The sequence below is a fragment of the Bradyrhizobium sp. UFLA05-112 genome, from assembly GCF_053572325.1.
On record NZ_JBANBK010000012.1, the window covers coordinates 1 to 16,733 of the forward strand.

Consider the following 16,733-nt stretch of genomic DNA (forward strand, 5'->3'; position numbering starts at 1 on the left):
GAAGAGCTGGCCTGCAATCGAACAAAGAGCTGACCAACCACCTTGACACACCAACTCCCCATGTGAGCAATCCAGAATATTCCCGCGGTGGGACTCTGGATTGCTTCGCTGCGCTCGCAATGACGATGTGGATGCAGCCTCTCCCCGCATCCGCCTTCGCTGACGCTTCGGCGGGACAAGCGCGGGAAGAGGCGAAGCATCACTTCTGCGGCAGGTTCACCCGAACGTGGAGCTCGCGGAGCTGCTTGGTCGTGGCTTCCGATGGCGCGCCCATCAGGAGGTCCATGGCCTGCTGGTTCATCGGGAACAGCGAGATCTCGCGCAGGTTCGTCGTGCCGCAGAGCAGCATCACGATGCGGTCGACGCCCGCGGCCATGCCGCCATGCGGCGGCGCGCCGTACTGGAAGGCGCGGTACATTCCGCCAAAACGCTCGACCACTTCCTGCTCGCCATAGCCGGCGATCTCGAACGCCTTCACCATCGCTTCGGGCACATGGTTGCGGATGCCGCCCGAGGCAATCTCGTAGCCGTTGCAGGTGATGTCGTACTGGAAGGCCTTGATGGTCAGAGGATCCTGGCCCTTCAACGCTTCCAGGCCGCCCTGCGGCATCGAGAACGGGTTGTGCGAGAAGTCGACCTTCTTGTCGTCCTCGTTGTACTCGTACATCGGGAAGTCGACGATCCAGGCGAGCTCGAACCGCTCCTTGTCGGTGAGGTTCAACTCCTCGCCGACCCTGTTGCGGGCGAGCCCCGAAAACTTCCAGAACTTGTCGGGATCACCGGCGACGAAGAAGGCGGCATCGCCCTCCTTCACGCCGAGCTGCGCGCGGATCGCAGCCGTGCGTTCCGGCCCGATGTTGTTTGCCAGCGGACCTGCGCCCTCGCCGCCCTCACGCCACATGATGTAGCCGAGGCCGGGCTGGCCCTCGCCCTGCGCCCAGGAGTTCATGCGGTCGCAGAAGGCGCGGCTGCCGCCGCCTGCGGCCGGGATCGCCCAGACCTGGTTCTTGGGGTCTTCGAGCATGCGCGCGAATACCTTGAAGCCGGAGCCGCGGAAGTGCTCGGAGACGTCCTGCATCTCGATGGGGTTGCGCAGGTCCGGCTTGTCGCTGCCGTATTTGCGCAAGGCCTCGGCGAACGGAATCCGCCGCCAGCCCTTCGTCACCGGCTTGCCCTTGGCGAACTCCTCGAACACGCCGGTGATGACAGGCTCCATCGCCGCGAAGACGTCGTCCTGCGTGACAAAACTCATCTCGACGTCGAGCTGGTAGAACTCGCCGGGCAGACGGTCGGCGCGCGGGTCCTCGTCGCGGAAGCAGGGCGCGATCTGGAAGTAGCGGTCGAAGCCCGACATCATCAGCAGCTGCTTGTATTGCTGCGGCGCCTGCGGCAGCGCGTAGAACTTGCCGGGATGGATGCGCGACGGCACCAGGAAGTCGCGCGCGCCTTCCGGCGAGGACGCGGTCAGGATCGGCGTGTTGAACTCGAAGAAGCCCTGCGCCTTCATCCGCTGGCGCATGGAATCGATGATCGCGACGCGCGTCATGATGTTCTGGTGCAGCTTCTCGCGGCGCAGGTCGAGGAAGCGGTATTTCAGGCGAATGTCTTCAGGGTATTCCTGGTCGCCGAACACCGGCAGCGGCAGGTCGCCGGCCGGGCCCAGCACCTCGATCTCGCTGACGTAGACCTCGACCTTGCCGGTCGGCAGGTCGTCATTGTCGGTGCCTTCCGGGCGGCGGCGGGCCTTGCCGTCCATACGCACCACGTATTCCGAGCGCAGCTTCTCGGCCAGCGAGAACGCCGGCGAGTCCGGGTCCACCACGCACTGGGTCAGGCCGTAATGGTCGCGCAGGTCGATGAACAGCACGCCGCCATGGTCGCGGACGCGATGGACCCAGCCGGAAAGGCGGACCGTCTCGCCGATGTGGCTCTCGCGGAGCGCGCCGCATGTATGTGACCGGTAGCGATGCATGGTAGTCCCAAAATGATGTCGGAGGATCGAATCGGACGGCCCAAAAGGCCGATCCGAAGTTGTGGCTGGGTTTACCCGACGAGGCCCGGTGCGGCAACCAAGGGAACGGCCTGTTTTGGGCCCGGAATGCCCATTTTTATACGAGCCTGGCCTGAGCCTTTGCTGACGGGCGTTCCAGCCCTACATTTACGACCATGACCGTCCATTTCCCGTTCCAGAACTCCTATTCGGCGCTGCCGGACACCTTCTTCGCCCGCGTGGCACCGACCCCGGTCGCCGCGCCCCGGCTGATCAAGCTGAACCGGCCGCTTGCCATCCATCTTGGGCTTGATCCGGACCTGCTGGAGACGCCGGAGGGCGCCGAGATCCTGGCCGGCAAGACGGTTCCCGCCGGCGCGGACCCCATCGCCATGGCCTATGCCGGGCACCAGTTCGGGCAGTTCGTGCCCCAGCTCGGGGATGGCCGGGCGATCCTGCTCGGCGAGGTCATCGACAAGGACGGCGTCCGCCGCGACATCCAGCTCAAGGGCTCGGGCCCCACCCCGTTCTCCCGCCGCGGCGACGGCCGTGCCGCGCTCGGGCCAGTGCTGCGCGAGTATGTGGTCAGCGAAGCGATGTACGCCCTGGGCATCCCGACCACGCGCTCGCTTGCCGCCGTCGTCACCGGCGAGCACGTGATCCGCGAGACGGCGCTGCCGGGCGCAGTCCTGACCCGCGTGGCGTCGAGCCACATCCGCGTCGGCACCTTCCAATATTTTGCAGCGCGCCGCGACACCGATGCGATCCGCGCCCTCGCCGACCACGTCATCGACAGGCACTATCCGGAGCTGCGTGGTGCAGAGCGCCCCTATCACGCGCTGCTCGCCGGCGTCGTGGCACGGCAGGCCGACCTCGTCGCGCGCTGGCTGCTGGTCGGCTTCATCCATGGCGTGATGAACACCGACAACACCTCGATCTCGGGCGAGACCATCGATTACGGCCCCTGCGCTTTCATGGACTCCTACGATCCCGCGCAGGTGTTCTCGTCGATCGACGAGATGGGTCGCTACGCCTATGCCAACCAGCCGCGCATCGCACTGTGGAATCTGACGCGGCTCGCCGAATGCCTCTTGCCGCTGTTCTCCGACGATCAGGAGAAGGCGATCGAACAGGCGCAGGACATTCTTGGCGCGTTTCCAGACGCGTTCAGCAAGGCCTATCAGGCAGGCCTGCGCAGGAAGGTTGGACTGTTCACGGAGCGTGACGGCGACGAGGCGCTAATCCAGGACCTGCTGGATGCGATGGCGAAGAACGCTGCCGACTTTGCCCTCACCTTCCGCAAGCTGGGCGACGTAGCGGGCGATGCCGCCGCCGACGAGCATGTCCGCGCGCAGTTCATGGATCCGAGCGCGTTCGACGAGTGGGCCAAACGCTGGCGCGAGCGTCTCGCTTCGGAGCCGCAATCGGCCGCAGAGCGGCAAGCCACCATGCACGCCGTCAATCCCGCCCTCATCCCGCGCAACCATCGCGTCGAAGCGGTGATCCGGGCTGCGGTGGATGACGACAACTACGCACCGTTCGAGGAACTGGTGAAGGTGCTGGCCAAGCCGTACGAGGATCAGCCGGAGTATGCGGCCTATCAGGACCCGCCGCTACCGGACCAGCGCGTGCTGCGGACGTTTTGCGGGACGTGAGAGGCGATTGCAACTTCGTAGGGTGGATTAGCCAAAGGCGTAATCCACCACCTTTCTCACTACGTGGAAACTAAAGAGGTGGGTTACGCTTCGCTAACCCACCCTACGAACTGACGCAGCCATCACATCCGCTCTCCGAACCCTCCGATAGCCTCGGAGTCCCCGCCCCAATCTTCCGGAAACAATCCGGCGCGAACATCGCGGTGAAACGACGAGTACGGCCAATCGCGCACCCTGGAGACGTGCCCGTGCTTTACGGGGTTGTAATAGCAGTATTCGACATGGCGCGCGTAGTCCGCTTCATCGCGGATCAGGTGCTCCCAAAAACGGCGCTGCCAGATGCCACGCTCGTTTCGAGCTGCACGGATAGCGCTCAACCGTTCGTTCGCTGGCAGCGCTTTCGCAAACCGGGTCTTGATCAACCGCCAGCGCACCGAGAAGTCGGAATCGCCCGACGGCAGCTTCAGGACCACGAACGCATTGATGCCGAACGGATGGCTCCGACACGTTGCGGCGACAGCCTCTCGCAAAGTTTCGATCTGCTCGATTAAAATAGCCTTGCGTCGATCAAGTAGGTTCACCGTGAAGAACCAGCAACCTCCGGGGACGAATGCGCGGCGGTAGTCAGACATCTGCGGCAAGTAGCACAACTTGAAGTTGGCGAACAGGGGTGGATTACGCCTTCGGCTAATCCACCCTACGCAGTGCGTCGTTCAAATACCGCACCGCGAGACGACCCGGTTGACCCCGTCTGCCGTTCTGCCCAACAATTTGTCGCATCGGCAATCATCGTCATCAAACTGAAACACTCGCACTCTAACCGGCTGGCGGGCCGTCTTGCCGGAGGCGACCATCCTCCCAGAGACCTGATACGCGCGCCATGCCTTTCAAATTCATCCACCTCACCGACACGCATCTTGCGGGCCCGGGCCTGAAACTCTACGGCCTCGATCCGCGCGCCCGCCTCGACGCCGCCATCGATGACATCAACACGCACCATGCCGATGCCGCCTTTGCGGTCGTGACCGGCGATCTCACCCATTGGGGTGATGCCGCGGCTTACGCGGATTTCGCCGCTGCGATGGCCCCGCTTGGGATTCCCCACATCGCCATGGTCGGCAATCATGACCGCCGCGTCGCCTGCCTTGACGGGCTCAAGGCGGCGCCCCGCGATCCCAATGGTTTCGTGCAGGGCACGCGCACGACAGAGCACGGCCTGTTCGTCTTCCTCGACACGCTGGACGAGACCAGCGACGCCGGCGAGATGTGCACAAAGCGTCTCGGCTGGCTTGCGGACACGCTTGCCGCCGCGCCCGCAGCGATGCCGTTCCTCATCTTCATGCATCATCCGCCGTTCCCGGTCGGCGTCCACGCGATGGACGAGATCGCGCTGAAGCAGAGCGCTGAATTTGCCGAGGTGATCGCGCCCTATCGCGCGCGTATCCGCCACCTCTTCTTCGGCCATGTGCACCGGCCGATCTCGGGCAGCTACGGCAAGATCCCCTTCTCCACCCTGCGCGGCACCAACCACCAGGTCTGGTTCGAGCTCGATCCGAAGGCCACCAATCATCTCGCAAGCCATGAGCCGCCGGCCTATGGCGTGGTGCTGATCGACCAGGAGAACCTGGTCGTGCACAGCCACGACTTCCTCGACACCAACCTGCGTTTCCCCTTCTCTCCGCCAGAGGGAATGGACGATCGCGACTATGCGCTCAACTTCCCGGCGCGGTGAGATGAGCCTGGCCGAACCAGCACCGCTCGCCGTTACCCGATCAGCACCGCCGCGCCTCAACGTCCTCCAAAGGTTCACCGCCGGCTTCAAGGCCTCGCTTCCGGCCTATCTGCTGCTGTTGCCCTCGCTCATCTTCCTCGCAGCCTTCACCTACGGCGCGGTCGGACGGGTGATCGTCGATGCGCTCTATCAGCGTGCCACGCCGCGGGCGCCGAGCCGCTTCGTCGGGCTGGACAATTTGGCGGCGGTGCTCGCCGACCCCGCTTTCACAGGCGCCGTCGTCAACAATCTCATCTATGCGGTCGGCACCGTGGTGCCGAGCATGGCGCTCGCCTGCCTCTTTGCGCTGGCGCTGTCGCGTACCAATGCGGTGACGAGCGCGCTGCGCGCCGCGCTGTTCCTGCCAGTGCTGATCCCGATGGTCGCCGCCTCCGCGCTGTTCCTGTTCATCTTCCTGCCCAACGTCGGACTGCTCGACTACTATGTCGGCCGCCTGGTTCCGGTGCTGCCCAACTGGCTCGGCGATCCCGACGTCGCGCTGATCGTGATCATGGTAATCACGATCTGGAAAAACGCCGGCTACTACATGCTGTTCTTCCTCGCAGGCCTCCAGGCGGTGCCGGAGGACGCGATGGAAGCCTCCTATCTCGACGGCGCGGGGCCTTGGCAGCGCCTGCGCTACATCATCCTGCCGGAGCTTAAGCCCACCTTCCTGTTCGTCACCGTGATCGCCGGCCTCAATGCCGTGACGCAGGTCGACCATGTCTTCGTCATGACCCAGGGCGGGCCATCGAACGCGACCAATCTCGTGCTGTTCTACATCTACGAGCAGGCGGTCGAGCATTACGACGTCGGGAAGGCCTCGGCAGCAACGCTGCTCTCGCTCGGCGTGCTGATGGGCCTGACGGCGCTGTCCTTCCGGACTCTTGCGAACCGCGAGGGCGGGCCATGAACCCGTTCAAGGGATTGTTCACGCACGCGCCGCTCGCGACCCGCAACGAGATCACGCCAAAGCTCGGATTTGCGCTGGTGGTGCTGCTCGCGCTGGTCTGGCTGATCCCGTTCCTGTGGATGGCAGTGGCAACGCTCCGCCCCGCCTCCGACGGCATCAACGCGATGGCCGAGCTGATGCCGAGCCTGAAACCCACGCTCGACAATATCAAGGATGCCTGGGACATCGGCGATTTCCCGCGCTACTTCCTCAACACCACAATCATCTGCACCGGCATCCTGCTGGTGCAGTTCGTGACCGTGACTCTGGCGGGCTTTGCTTTTGCGCGACTTTCCTTTGCCGGAAAGTCGCTGATCTTCTATCTCTTCCTGCTCCAGCTCATGCTGGTGCCGGTGCTGCTCATCGTGCCGAACCTGACGCTGGTGGCAAAGCTCGGCCTCTACGACACCTTGACCGGTGTGATGATGCCGTTCTTCGCCTCGGCCTTCGGCACCTTCCTGATGCGACAGGCCTTCGAGGCCATCCCGACCGAGCTTGAGGATGCAGCCCTGATCGACGGCGCCGGCGTGTTCGCGCGCATCCGCCACATCTACGTGCCGCTGTCGCTGCCGAGCTTTTCGGCCTTCGCCATCGTCTCCGTAACGAGCCATTGGAACGACTTCCTCTGGCCGCTGATGGTGATCAACTCGCCGGACAAGCGCCCGCTGACCGTCGGGCTTTCCGTCTTCACCAAGACCGCCGAAGGCACTCAGGCCTGGGGCACCATTGCCGCCGGCACCCTGATCGTGATCGCGCCGCTGCTCGTCACCTTCCTGATCTTCCAGAAGCGCTTCATCAGCTCTTTCGTCACCTCAGGCATCAAATAGGAGATTTTCGATGCTGCTCTCCCGCCGGCTTGCGCTCGGCCTCACCATCGCAGGCGCCCTCGCCTTTCCAGCCTTTGCCGAAGGCCCGACCGAGATCGACTTGTTCTTCCCCGTCCCCGTCGACGGCAAGCTCGCCCGCGACATGGGCACCATGATCAAGGAGTTCAACGAGACCCATCCCGAGGTCAAGGCGACCGCGGTCTATACCGGCTCCTATGACGACACGCTGATCAAGACGCGCGCCGCGATCAAGGCCGGCAAGCCGCCGGCGGCCGTGATCATGTCGGCGAACTTCCTCCTGGACATGCAGATCGAGAACGAGCTCACCAATCTCGATTCCCTGATCGCCGCCGACGGCACCACCAAGGCGCAATTCCTCGGCCAGTTCTTCCCCGCACTGCACGGCAACGCCGTGATCAACCGCTCGGTCTATGGCGTGCCGTTCCACAACTCGACGCCGCTGCTCTACATGAACGCCGAGCACGCCAAGGAAGCGGGGCTCGATCCCGACAAGCCACCGCAGACTTGGGCCGAGGTCACCGACTGGGCCAAGAAGCTCACCAAGCGCGAGGGCGACAAGGTCACGCGCTGGGGCATCGAGATTCCCTGCGCCTATGACTATTGCGGCTGGATGATGGAGACGCTCACCATGTCCAATGGCGGGCGTTACTACAACGAGGAGTTCGGCGGCGAAGTCTATTACGACACGCCGTCGATGCTCGGCGCGCTCTCCTGGTGGAACGACCTCATCGCCAAGCACAAGGTGCATCCGCCGGGCGCAACGCCAGGCCCGGCCGTGAGCACTGCCTTCATCTCCGGGAACGCCTCGATGATGATGCTCTCGACGGGCTCGCTCACTTACGTGCGCGACAACGCCAAATTCCCCTACAAGGTCGCGTTCATCCCGCGCAACGTCCGCAACGCCGTGCCGATCGGCGGTGCCTCGCTGATCATCCCGGCGGGCCTCGAAGCCGACAAGCAGAAGGCGGCCTGGACGCTGATCAAGTGGATGACCTCGCCGGAGAAGAGCGGCTGGTGGAGCCGTGCCACGGGCTATTTCGCCCCGAACATGGCCGCCTACAAGACGCCGGAGATGCTCGACTTCCTCGGCAAGAATCCGGACGCGAAGACGGCGGTCGACCAGCTCGACGTCGCAAAGCCCTGGTTCGCGACCTACAAGACCGTGCCGGTCCGCAAGACCCTCGAGGACGAGGTGATGCTGGTCCTGAACGGCAAGAAGCAGCCGAAGGATGCGCTCGCCGCCGCCCAGAAGGCCGCCGACGAGCTGCTCAAGCCCTACAACGCCGAGACGGCGTTGAAGCTGCCGTAAGGTCAAACGGGCGCTCCGGCAAACGGAGCGCCCGTTAACCTCCCGTCCACCATTCGGCCCGCCCCGGCGCCGGTAACCACGACAATTAACAGACCGTCAATTCGGCCCCGACAAATCTACGGATCTTTCGGGGAGTTGGCCGTGGATCTGTTGGTTTTCGAGTTTCTGGGACTGGCGATGCTCGCCATGTGCGTGGTCGTGGTGGCACTGCCCTGCGGGCGAAAGCCGTCGCAACGGATCCGGTACGAGTAGGATTTCGCGTCCGCGACCTGCGGATTGGCCCGTCCGCGGTCGGCAGGGGCGATTCCGGCCGAAATCAAGCTCCGAATTCGTTCCAACCCCCTTGACATCACAGCACTTTCGGCAGAACGGCTGATGTACGTGTCATGGGCCGTTCATGGATCTGATTACCACCACCGCTGACCTAGCCGCTGCCTGCAGCCGGCTGGCCGAGCATCCCGTCATTACCGTCGATACCGAGTTCCTGCGCGAGACCACCTACTACCCGCTCCTGTGCGTGGTGCAGATGGCGAGCCCCAAGGAGGCCGTGGTCATCGATGCCCTCGCCGAGGGCATCGACCTCAAACCCTTCTTCGAGCTGATGGGCAACGAGAAGGTCCTGAAGGTCTTCCACGCCGCCCGCCAGGACATCGAGATCATCTGGCACCAGGCCAACATCATCCCGCATCCAGTGTTCGACACCCAGGTCGCGGCCATGGTGCTCGGCTATGGCGACAGCATCGCCTATGACCAGCTCGTCGAGAAGGTCACCGGCCATCGGCCGGACAAGACCCATCGCTTCACCGACTGGTCGCGCCGGCCGCTGACGAAGGAGCAGATGCACTATGCGGTCTCCGACGTCACACACCTGCGCGAGGTGTTCGCCGCGCTCGATGCCGACCTGAAGAAGCGCCGCCGCAGCGAATGGGTCTCCATCGAGATGGAGATCCTGACCTCACCCCGCACCTACGACTTCCATCCCGAGCGCGCCTGGGAGCGGCTCAAGACGCGGGTGCGCAAGCCGAAGGATCTGGCGGTGCTAATGGAGGTCGCGGCCTGGCGCGAGCAGGAAGCGCAAAGCCGCGACGTGCCGCGCGGCCGCGTGCTGCGTGACGACGCGATCAGCGACATCGCGACCCACGCGCCGACCACGCTGGAAAAGCTTGCCCATCTGCGCTCGGTGCCGAAGGGTTTTGAAAAATCCAGGTGGGGCGCGGACATCATCGCCGCGGTCGAGCGCGGGCTGGCGCGCGACCTCTCGAAGCTGCCGAAGCTGGAGAAGCCGCGCAACAATTCCAACGGCGCGGCGATCGTCGAGCTGCTGAAGGTGTTGCTGCGCATGACCGCGGAGCGCCATGCTGTGGCGAGCAAGGTAATTGCGACCGTCGACGATCTCGAAGAGATCGCAGCCGATGACGAGGCCGACGTGCCCGCGCTGCGCGGCTGGCGCCGCGAGCTGTTCGGCGACGCCGCCCTGAAGTTGAAGCACGGCCAGCTCGCGCTTGCGATCGACAAGGGCCGCGTGGTCGGTGTCAGCCGGGCGTAATAGCCCGCAATCTCTCCCCAGGGTCGTCCTGGCGAAAGCCAGGACCCATTACCCAGGGAGGAGTTTGACGAAGACTCGTCGTTCGATACTCGTGCCACCCGCTATCGTCACGCGGTATGGGTCCTGGCTTTCGCCAGGACGACACCGAAAGTGTGACAAGCGCCCCTCAAGCCGGCGTCAGCTTTGCAGCCTCCGCCTTCATGTCGTCCAGCACGCCCGCGATGGTGCCGACCAGCTCGTCGATCTGGGCCTTGGTGACGATCAGCGGCGGGCAGATGGCGATGGCGTCGAGCATGTTGCGCGAGATGACGCCGCGCTCCTGGAGCATGCGCGCCGCGATGCCGCCGACGGCGCCCGGCGTGCTTGCTGCCGTCTTGCGCTGCTTGTCGAGCACGAGTTCGATCGCGGCGATCATGCCGACGCCGCGGATTTCGCCGACCAGCGGATGGCTCGAAAGCTCACCCAGCCGCGCCTGCAGATGGGCTCCCGCCTCCGCAGCATACGCGACCAGGCCGCGCTCCTCGATGATCTTGAGGTTTTCCAGCGCGACCGCCGCGCCGACCGGATGACCGCCTGCCGTGAAGCCGTGGCCGAGGACGCCGATCTTGTTGCTCTCGTCCGCGATCGGCTCGAACATCCGGTCATTCATCAGTACCGCCGAGAACGGGAAATAACTCGAGGTGATCTGCTTGGAGAGGACGATCGCATCTGGCTTGATGTTGTAGGTGTCGCAGCCGAACATCTTGCCGGTGCGGCCGAAGCCGCAAATGACCTCGTCGGCGACGAGCAGGATGTCATACTTCTTCAGGACCTGTTGGACCTTGTCCCAATAGGTCGCGGGAGGAACGATCACGCCGCCTGCCCCCATCACCGGCTCGCCGAAAAAGGCCGCGATGGTGTCCGGACCTTCCCTCACGATCAGCGCTTCCAGCTCCTCGGCGCGCCGCGTCGCAAAGGCTTCCTCGCTCTCGCCGGGCTGGCCGTCCTTGTAGAAATGCGGTGAGCCCGTATGCAGGATATTCGGCAACGGAAGATCGAAGGAGCGGTGATTGTTCGGCAGGCCGGTGAGGCTTGCGGAGGCGATCGTGACGCCGTGATAGGCGCGCATGCGGCTGATCACCTTCTTGCGCTGCGACTGTCCGAGGGCGTTCGAACGATAAGCGATCAGCTTCAGCACCGTGTCATTGGCCTCTGAGCCGGAGTTGGTGAAGAACACCTTGCTCATCGGTACCGGCGCGAGGGCAACGAGCTTCTCGGCGAGATCGATCGAGGGCCCATGCGATTTCGCGGAGAACACGTGGTAGAATGGCAGGGCCTGCATCTGCCGGTACGCAGCCTCGACCAGCCGCTTCTCGTTGAAGCCGAGCCCGACGCTCCACAGGCCGGCCATCGCCTCGAAATAGCGCTTGCCCGCGGCGTCGAAGACATAGGGCCCCTCGCCGCGCTCGATCACCAGCGGGCCATTCTGCTGATGGGTGCGCGCGTTGGTATAGGGATGAAGCTGGAAGGCCACATCGCGGGCTTCTTGCGAATTGGGCAGCATGGTCATCATATCATTCCTTCAGCCTTCGGCTCGCGTCAAAACGGAGCTCGTCTGTCGACGGCGTCGTCACTTGGCTATTGCGACACGTCACAACTTGCAACGTCAATTCGTCGGCAGCACGGCTGCGTTGCAGGAAACAGTAAAGTGCCGGTTCAGGCAGCTCCGTCATCGTCGCTGCCATCCGAGGCAGCCTCGGCCGCCTCGCGCGCCTCGACAAGCGCCATTGAGAGCAGATAGACGGTCGTCGACAGGCCGAGCCGGCGCGCGACTTCAAGGGCGCGCGACAGATCGCCAACCAGACCTTCCAGCTCTTGCCCCCGGGACAATGTCGTCAATCACCCTCGTCGCGGGCCGCGCCCGTCTATACCGCGATGGCGCCGGTGGTCCTGATGAGCTCGGCGCTGGGGCGAAGAGTAGCAAAATTACTGATCACGTTCACCACCGACTGCTTGTAGTCGGCTGCGTCGCCATGGCCCGGATGGCGGCAGGCGACCGCGTCAGTGACAACCTGGTAACGATGGCTCCGGTGAAACCCGTCGACCACTGTCGCCAAAATCGTCTCGTCGAGCGAAAAGCCGAGCAACACGCAGCGGATATTTCGGATGTTCGCGCTGTAGTCCGCGAACCGCGCGGAACTGTAGGCTGACGGCAGAGGATGCTCAAACGTCATCTCCCCGGGGCGCGGCCTCAGCTCAACAATCCAATCGGTCAGCTTGGATGCCGGATTGAACCAGGCGGCCTGCGCAATGCGCTTGATGTGCATCACCGGCCAGAGATTGTCGCGCCACAGCGTCAACAACTCCAGGCAGCGCGAGGTCGTGGCGTCGCCGTCGAGAATGACATGGCGACGCCCGGGTGTCAGATATTCGACCTGCAGATCGGCGCAAACCAGGATCGGCGGATCGTCGTGAATGGAGTCCGGCATTTTTCTGTTCGTAGCTGCACCAATTTTTAGCGCTGGGTCATCGAGACGTTACGCAGTGGCGATGTCACCGCCCGTCCCGCCGAGGCATCGAGCACTCCCGGCCGATCCCAATCGCCCTCGGGGCGGATGATCACGTAAGGATCACTGTCCAGCGTGATCGCGTCCGGTCCCGGCTCGATCTCGAGCACCATCTCGGTATAGGAAAAATCCGAGAAGGTGATCTTGCGATTGTGGCCCAGCGGCTTGGCGCCGAAATGGGCCCAGAAGTCCACCAGCCGGTCCTGCGCCTGCCCATAGATCTTGCGGAAGCCCTTGCGCTTCACATAGTCGACGCTCGCCTGCACGAGCTTGAACGACACGCGCGAGCGACGGTACTGGTGGCGCACCGCGAGCCGCTCGACCTTGGCGAACTCGCCGAAGAAGCGAACCCGCAGGCAGCCGGCGGGCTCGTTGCCGATGAAGCCGATGAAATGTGCGGCGACCAAATCGTTGCCGTCGAACTCTTCCTCGAAAGGACAATCCTGCTCGGCGAGATAGACCGCCGATCGGATGGCAGTGACCAGCATGAGATCGCTGGGATCACGCGCGATGCGGATCGTGATGGCGCGCGAGTCGGGTTTGGCTAAAGGAATTCTAGTGCCGTGCATCTGCAAGACTCCCTGCTTCAATCATCACGCCCCGCCTGCGTATGGGCAGTCGATTCCATGGCCGCTCGTAACACCAGAGGTCGGGCTGAAAGCTCGCGATAGGCTCAAAACCCGTCGCTTTCATGATGTCGCGTCCTGCCGCCGTCGACGGCTGCGCGAAACAATCGGCGCTTCGTAACCGCGGCTGCCGCAGATGCGCAGCCGCCTTGCCTAGACCGGCAATCCCGCGGCCGGTGGTCGCGATAGCCCAGATGTAGGTGGCCGAGACCTCCTCGTCGCCAGATGCGAGATGCCGGATGTCGGGCCTGGTCAGGCAGATCTCGTCGAGCAGCAGCGCGTCATGGCCGCGCTCATTGAGAAACAGGAAGGCCATGCCTCCGACCAGCGCGCCGTTCCGCGTGAACGTCAGAAGACATTGAGAATCGAAGGTGAAATAGCGTGCTAGTTCCTGCTCGCCGATCCGCACGCCGGGGACTAACCGGTGCGCCATGTCGGCAAGTGCAGCAATTTCGGAAAATTGCGCACAATGGACATCGATGTCTGGGCTGAGCGGCAGCGCGTCAAATTCATGCCTTGCGGCGAAGGAGCCCCTTTCCATACCCATCCCACCCCTCTATCGTTTGGTTCGTCCCGTTAGGGTGAGGAGCTTAGCGGGTAAGGAACAGGTGTATGCAGCAACTATTGCACCGGGGTGCTGCGATGACGCAGCACCGCAGCGATGAGCCCCTGGATGCATCCTGGGACGATTTGAAGCTGTTTTTAGCTTGCGCGAAATATAAAAGTTTCCGCAACGCCGCTGAGGAGCTCGGCCTCACGTCAACGACGCTGATGCGCCGGATCGACCGGCTCGAAGAGAGCATCGGCTGCAAGCTGTTCCTGCGCGACCAGAGCGGATTGACGCTGAGCGACGAAGGCACGGCGATGATCTCCGATGTCACGTTGATGGAGCGTTACGCCTTCAATGTATTTCGCCGCGCCTCGCGTAGCTCGAGCGACGCAACGGGCACCGTGCGCGTCGCAGTCACGGAAGGGCCCGGCAATTTCTGGATACTGCCGCGGCTGATCGACTTCCAGAAGACCTATCGCAAGATCACCGTCGACCTGCGCTGCGCGATGGAGCAGGCCGATGTTGCGCGCCTGGAGTCCGATATTGCGATCCAGCTGGAGCCGCCCACCAATCCGGATCTGATCGTGGCCAAGCTTGGCCGGCTGCACATCTATCCTTTCGTCTCGAAGGATTACGAGAGCCTGCACGGCGTGCCTGGCACGCTTGCCGAGTTGCCGAACCATCGGATCATCAAGCAGAATGCACCGCAGGTCGACGACACGGCTTATGCCCGCATCCTGGGGCTCAAGTCGCTCGAGGGCATCGTCGGAATCAAGACCAACTCGTCGGTCGGCGTGCTCTATGCAGTGGAACGCGGCGCCGGCATCGGCTTTCTGCCCACGGTGTCGATCGCACTCGGCGCGCCGCTCGTCGCCGTCGATCTCGGCGTCAGTCACCACGCCGATCTCTGGCTCACCTATCACAAGGAATTCCGCGCCTCCGAACGGCACAAGATCGTGGTCGAGTGGCTGAAGAAGATCTTCGATCCGCGCACCTATCCCTGCTTCCGCGACGAGTTCATCCACCCGAACGCGCTGGTGCCGATGATGGCGGCGGTCCGGGAGAGCTTTGGCCTGATGGGCTATGTTGCGGCGGCGCCAACCTGATCGGCGGCGCTACCATCTGTACTCGAAGCCGACCGTGCCCTGGTGTGACCGCAACTCGTTGCGGAACTTACCGTCATAATTGACGTAGAGGCGCGCAGTGTTGGTCAGGCTGAGCGAAGCGGACGCGCCGGTGTCGAGGCCGTAGCGGCTCTCGCCGATGCCGGGCACTACGAGGCCCTGCGTGCCGAGGCTGACCTGGATCGATCCCAGGTCCTGATAGAAATTGTCGACGAACTTGCCGTAGGCGGAGAGGTCCAGGATCTTCTGGTCGAATATGAAGTAGCGCCCGACCTCGGCGCCGAGCATGAGGCGCGCGCGAGCGAGTGCGGACGAGCCGACGGTCAGGGGAAAGAGGCTGCCCGTCTCCTGAAACGAGGCGCTGGTGGCGCGGACATATTCCAGCGCACCTTTCGGGACGAAGCGGGCCTGGTCCTGGGTCCAGTAGTAGCTCATCTCGGTCAGCGCGCCGTCGATGGTGGCGCGATAGCCCGCGGTCGCAAAGCCGAAGCCGGTGTCCCGGCTGGAATGGACGTTGCCGAAGCCGTGCACGAGCGCAAAAGCCCAGGTCCAGGGTCCCTTGTCGACCGAGCCGTTGACGCCGAGCTGGGTCAGATCCAGCGTCGCCGATTGCAGCGCCAGAGGCACGTCGATGTCGGTATGGCTCTGATCGACGGAGAAGCCGAGATTGACTCCCGGCGCAAGCCGCGCGCCGAAGCCCGCGACTCCGCCGATGGTCGTGCGCTTGTCGCCGACGAAGTCACCCTGCGCGTCGGTTCGCGTTGAAATGCCGTAACCCTCAAACCAGGTCCGGTAGCGCGGCCCTTCCGCCGCCTCCGCAGCACCGCCGCCGCCGGGATTGGTGCGGGAGGTCCGGTCGAAGCCGTTCGAGGCCTGGTTGCCCAGCCGCTCCAGGAAACTGGAGCCGAGGTTGAGCGTTGTGTTGCCCGCCGACTGGCCGTAGTTCATCGCGGTTGGCGTCGGTGACGGCGTAGGTGTCGGCGTAGGTGTCGGGGTGGGCGTTGGGGTCGCTGTGGGCGTTGGTGTCGGCGTCTGCGCATGGGCCGGCGCGACCAGGATCATCAGGGAGAGCGCAAGGGCGATCGCGGTGATGCTCGCGGCCCGCCGGACAAAACCCGCCGGCTCGTCCGCCTAGTCCCTGAAGGCTGCGATAGGCGGCGCATGACGACACAATTCCCGAAGCAAATGGCGGCGCGCAAAAATGCAACACGCATCGCGGCATCTGCGACGATTTGCGCTGAACCGGCGTGAAGGGTCAATCGCTTGGGCGGCATCGAACGGGGTGATTACCCCGCCCTGTGGTACCGCTGCCACAGGTCACGAACTCTGCCGTCGCGCGCCGGATCGGGACTTGAATTTTGCACGCTGCTTGCTAGCGCGCGATTTTCATGTTGCAATATCCGGCACAATCGGATTTGGCCGCTCGACTGTGCGTTTCGCGACATTGAGACTCAAGACTCGAACAGACTTCCGGAAGCCCGTTTGTGGCGTGGCACGCGCAAAGACGTGACCGCGTCTTTTTTATGTCTGAAGGAGGAGACTGGCGATGCAAAAGGGCACCGTCAAATGGTTCAACCCGACAAAGGGCTATGGCTTCATCAAGCCGAATGGCGGCGACAAGGACGTGTTCGTCCATATCTCCGCAGTCGAGCGCGCTGGGCTGACCACCCTTAATGAAAATCAGGTGGTTGAATACGATCTCGTGGAGAACCGCGGCAAGACCTCGGCGGAGAACCTCAGGGTTCACTGACTTTCTGCCCACGATCGACTGACACGCATGAATTCCCCCGGGCTCCGCCCGGGGGATTTCGTTTGT

The 16,733-nt window shown here is 63.6% G+C and carries 15 protein-coding genes and 1 pseudogene; 8 read left to right on the forward strand and 8 right to left on the reverse strand.

The window, feature by feature from the left end:
- Positions 1-199 precede the first annotated feature (199 nt).
- Positions 200-1,972, reverse strand: a complete 1,773-nt coding sequence (gene aspS / locus SO180_RS09275) for an aspartate--tRNA ligase (protein WP_449378506.1) — start codon at positions 1,970-1,972, stop codon at positions 200-202.
- A 194-nt stretch (positions 1,973-2,166) separates the two neighbouring features.
- On the opposite strand from aspS, the gene SO180_RS09280 reads away from it, so the two are divergent.
- A complete protein-coding gene (locus SO180_RS09280; RefSeq protein WP_449378507.1) occupies positions 2,167-3,645 on the forward strand; it encodes a protein adenylyltransferase SelO in 1,479 nt (492 codons plus the stop codon).
- Between the two features lie 122 nt (positions 3,646-3,767).
- Here the strand turns inward: SO180_RS09280 and SO180_RS09285 are convergent, their stop codons facing one another.
- A complete protein-coding gene (locus SO180_RS09285; RefSeq protein ID WP_449378508.1) occupies positions 3,768-4,277 on the reverse strand; it encodes an REP-associated tyrosine transposase in 510 nt (169 codons plus the stop codon).
- Positions 4,278-4,525: 248 nt separating this feature from the next.
- On the opposite strand from SO180_RS09285, the gene SO180_RS09290 reads away from it, so the two are divergent.
- The 5 genes from SO180_RS09290 (at position 4,526) to rnd (ending at position 10,071) form a co-directional block, all read left to right on the forward strand.
- Positions 4,526-5,377: a phosphodiesterase gene (locus SO180_RS09290; RefSeq protein ID WP_449378509.1), complete on the forward strand. Its 852-nt coding sequence runs from the start codon at positions 4,526-4,528 to the stop codon at positions 5,375-5,377.
- A gap of 1 nt (position 5,378) precedes the next feature.
- Entirely contained in the window at positions 5,379-6,329 is a 951-nt protein-coding gene (locus SO180_RS09295) for a carbohydrate ABC transporter permease (protein WP_449378510.1), read from the forward strand.
- Positions 6,326-7,195, forward strand: coding sequence for a carbohydrate ABC transporter permease (locus tag SO180_RS09300; RefSeq protein WP_449378511.1), 870 nt, complete (start codon positions 6,326-6,328; stop codon positions 7,193-7,195). Before SO180_RS09295 ends, SO180_RS09300 begins: the two co-directional genes overlap by 4 nt.
- Before the next feature lie 10 nt (positions 7,196-7,205).
- Positions 7,206-8,525: an ABC transporter substrate-binding protein gene (locus tag SO180_RS09305; RefSeq protein ID WP_449378512.1), complete on the forward strand. Its 1,320-nt coding sequence runs from the start codon at positions 7,206-7,208 to the stop codon at positions 8,523-8,525.
- 397 nt (positions 8,526-8,922) lie between these two features.
- A complete protein-coding gene (rnd, locus tag SO180_RS09310) occupies positions 8,923-10,071 on the forward strand; it encodes a ribonuclease D (RefSeq protein ID WP_449378513.1) in 1,149 nt (382 codons plus the stop codon).
- 166 nt (positions 10,072-10,237) lie between these two features.
- Here rnd and SO180_RS09315 read toward each other — a convergent pair whose 3' ends face one another.
- The 5 genes from SO180_RS09315 to SO180_RS09335 all read right to left on the reverse strand — a co-directional run bounded on the left by SO180_RS09315 (position 10,238) and on the right by SO180_RS09335 (position 13,790).
- Complete coding sequence (locus SO180_RS09315; protein WP_449378514.1) at positions 10,238-11,620, reverse strand: aspartate aminotransferase family protein; 1,383 nt, start codon at positions 11,618-11,620, stop codon at positions 10,238-10,240.
- Positions 11,621-11,766: 146 nt separating this feature from the next.
- On the reverse strand, positions 11,767-11,949 hold the full coding sequence (locus SO180_RS09320) for a hypothetical protein (RefSeq protein WP_449378636.1): 183 nt from the start codon (positions 11,947-11,949) through the stop codon (positions 11,767-11,769).
- A 26-nt stretch (positions 11,950-11,975) separates the two neighbouring features.
- Complete coding sequence (locus SO180_RS09325) at positions 11,976-12,539, reverse strand: cysteine hydrolase family protein (RefSeq protein WP_449378515.1); 564 nt, start codon at positions 12,537-12,539, stop codon at positions 11,976-11,978.
- Between the two features lie 26 nt (positions 12,540-12,565).
- Complete coding sequence (locus SO180_RS09330; protein ID WP_449378516.1) at positions 12,566-13,186, reverse strand: GNAT family N-acetyltransferase; 621 nt, start codon at positions 13,184-13,186, stop codon at positions 12,566-12,568.
- Positions 13,173-13,790 (reverse strand): hypothetical protein, encoded by a 618-nt coding sequence (locus SO180_RS09335; RefSeq protein ID WP_449378517.1) that lies wholly within the window; start codon positions 13,788-13,790, stop codon positions 13,173-13,175. Before SO180_RS09335 ends, SO180_RS09330 begins: the two co-directional genes overlap by 14 nt.
- A gap of 65 nt (positions 13,791-13,855) precedes the next feature.
- Here SO180_RS09335 and SO180_RS09340 point away from each other — a divergent pair, with 65 nt between their 5' ends.
- A complete protein-coding gene (locus SO180_RS09340) occupies positions 13,856-14,899 on the forward strand; it encodes a LysR family transcriptional regulator (protein ID WP_449378518.1) in 1,044 nt (347 codons plus the stop codon).
- Positions 14,900-14,908: 9 nt separating this feature from the next.
- On the opposite strand, the pseudogene SO180_RS09345 reads toward SO180_RS09340, so the two are convergent.
- A pseudogene (locus SO180_RS09345) lies at positions 14,909-16,139 on the reverse strand (autotransporter outer membrane beta-barrel domain-containing protein).
- A 324-nt stretch (positions 16,140-16,463) separates the two neighbouring features.
- On the opposite strand from SO180_RS09345, the gene SO180_RS09350 reads away from it, so the two are divergent.
- Positions 16,464-16,667 carry a cold-shock protein gene (locus tag SO180_RS09350; RefSeq protein WP_027523877.1) on the forward strand — a complete coding sequence of 68 codons (204 nt, stop codon included), beginning with the start codon at positions 16,464-16,466 and terminating at the stop codon, positions 16,665-16,667.
- Positions 16,668-16,733: the final 66 nt, after the last annotated feature.